General features: G+C 65.1%; 1 protein-coding gene. It reads left to right on the top strand.

Features of this window, described 5'->3' with window-relative positions; all coding sequences use genetic code 11:
• Positions 1-710 precede the first annotated feature (710 nt).
• Positions 711-2696 (top strand): methyl-accepting chemotaxis protein (locus AC5P6E_RS21195; RefSeq protein WP_495231343.1); only part of this gene is annotated, 1986 nt, incomplete at its 3' end.

Genomic DNA, 2696 nt, shown 5'->3' with positions numbered 1-2696 from the left:
GACTGTCTGCCCCTCCACAACCACAAGGCGAACCGCCTCGTCCCTCATGCCCTGAGTGATCTGCTTTGCCATGGGTCTACCTCGATGCTTGAAATTGATCCTATCGAGTGTCCAAGTTGATTAGACCACCACAACCCATCCCTGGGGGCTTGGCCGCGGCATCCATGCCGCGGACACCCCTGCGCAGCCCACCCTCCCGGCCACGGAAAATTTCCGTGCGCGTCCACCCCGGATTGAAGAAAGAAGAGCAAGAGCAAGAGCCGCGTTGCTTCCGGGGTCAGATCCGTTTTCCGCAGGAAAACGGATCTGACCCCTCTTTCCACTTGGAAACCCAACGCTCTTGCCGTCCGACGCCTGGATATCGAATGGGCCGGGCCAGGGTGGGTTGGCGGGGGTGTCCGCGGCATGGATGCCGCGGCCAAGCCCCCAGGGACGGGTTTACGGCGTCCCCCGCCAACCCATCCTGGCCCGGCCCTTCTCGCAACCCCTGACCACCGACCAAGGGCCGTTGCTGTTGCTGTTGCTGTTGCTGTTGCTTCAAAACCAGCCTGCCGCAGGCAGCGCCGCAGCCGCCGCTGCAAGGAAACCTGAATACGTTCGGACACTGCGCCTCAATCCCCCGCCCCATCGGCCGATAACGGGGTTGTCACGGCTTGTCCCGCCGCTGACCGGCTCGGCGCCGCCCGCCCGCTTCGACCTGGTCCTGCTCGATGAATCTCCTGCATCGCTGGCAACACTACTTCAGCAACCTCTCCGTCCGGCGCAAGCTCAACCTGCTGACGCTGCTCATCGCGCTCGGCGTGATCGCGCTCTCGGTGATCGCCGCCCGCATGCAGTACCTGGACCTCACCGAGACCCGCAAGACCGCGCTGAAGACCCAGGTCGAACTCAGCTACGGCATCCTCCAGCATTATCACCGGCTGGCCGGTACCGGCGAGCTCAGCGAGGACGCTGCCAAGAGCGCGGCATTGCAGGCGCTGGAAGTGATGCGCGCCGAGAGCGATGCCTACTACTTCAACATCTACGACACCGGCTACCGCCTGCTGATGCACCCGTTCCGCAAGGATCTGGTCGGCAAGGACATGAAGGACTTCCGCACCGACGACGGCGTGCGCATCTACTACGACCAGGTTGAAGCAGCCAAGGCCGGTGGCGGCTTCGTCAACTACCGCTGGGCCAAGCCCGGCAGCAAGGGCGAGGTCGAGAAGGTGGCCTACGCCGGCCTGTTCGCGCCCTGGAACTGGGTGGTCAGCAGCGGCGTCTACATGGACGACGTGCAGAAGCAGGCGCTGGTGTTCACCGCCATCATGGCCGTCTCCGGTGGCGTGCTGGTACTGATCGTGCTGGCCCTGAGCTGGCTCATCGGCAACCGCATCGCCGTGCCGCTGAAGCAGGCAACGGCCGTCGCCGAGGGTATCGCCCGCGGCAAGCTGGACAGCCACATCGGTCCGCAGGCGCATGACGAACCCGGTCGCCTGCTGGACGCCATGTCCGGCATGCAGCAGCAGCTGCACGCAGTGATCGGCGGCCAGCGCGAAATGGCCCGCCGCCACGATGCCGGCGAACTGAGCTATCGCATCGACGCCAGTGCCTTCCCCGGCGAGTACGGGCTGATGGTGCAGGAAACCAACGCCCTGGTAGGCGGCCACGTGCAGACCCTGCATGACGTGCTGGACGTGGTACAGCAGTACGCGGTCGGCGACCTGAGCCGCGACATCGCCCGCTACCCCGGCGAAAAGGCGGCGATGACCACCACCGTCGACACCGTCAAGGCCAATCTCGGCCGCATCAACGCCGAAATCAAGCAGCTGGCCAGTGCCGCCGCTGCCGGCGACTTCAGCCGCCGTGGCGATGCGCAGCGCTTCGATCACGATTTCCGCCTGATGCTGGAAAACCTCAACGCGATGATGGCGGTCAGCGATGACAACCTCGGCAAGCTCTCGCAGCTGCTGTCGGCCATCGCCGAAGGTGATCTGACCGCGCGCATGCAGGGTGACTACCAGGGCGTGTTCGCCCGCATGCGTGACGACGCCAACACAACCGTCGCGCAGCTGACCCAGATCGTCGGCCAGATCCAGGCCAGTGCCTCCAGCATCACCCTGGCCGCCGGTGAGATTGCTTCGGGAAACAGCGATCTGTCGCGCCGTACCGAGCAGCAGGCTGCGAACCTGGAAGAAACCGCCGCGTCGATGGAGGAGCTGACCTCCACCGTACGCCAGAACGCCGAGCATGCCCGCCAAGCCAACCAGCTCGCGATCGGCGCGCAGGGTGTTGCCTCTCAAGGCGGCAGCGTGGTTGGCCAGGTGGTCAACACCATGTCGGCCATCGAAGCCTCGTCGAAGAAGATCGCCGAGATCATCAGCGTCATCGACGGCATTGCGTTCCAGACCAACATCCTGGCGCTGAACGCTGCAGTGGAAGCCGCTCGTGCCGGTGAACAGGGCCGCGGCTTCGCCGTGGTCGCCAGCGAGGTGCGCACCCTCGCCCAGCGCTCGGCCGCCGCCGCCAAGGAGATCAAGGGCCTGATCGATGATTCGGTCGGCAAGGTTGCCGAAGGCTCCAGCCTGGTCCACCAGGCCGGCAGCACCATGGGCGAGATCGTCGCCTCGGTGCAGCGCGTGACCGACATCATGGCCGAGATTTCCGCTGCTTCGCAGGAACAGTCGGCCGGCATTGAGCAGGTCAACCAGACCGTG

It is taken from the genome of Stenotrophomonas sp. YJH_SMC_16 (assembly GCF_059367875.1).
This window is presented reverse-complemented; position numbering and strand designations above follow the sequence as displayed.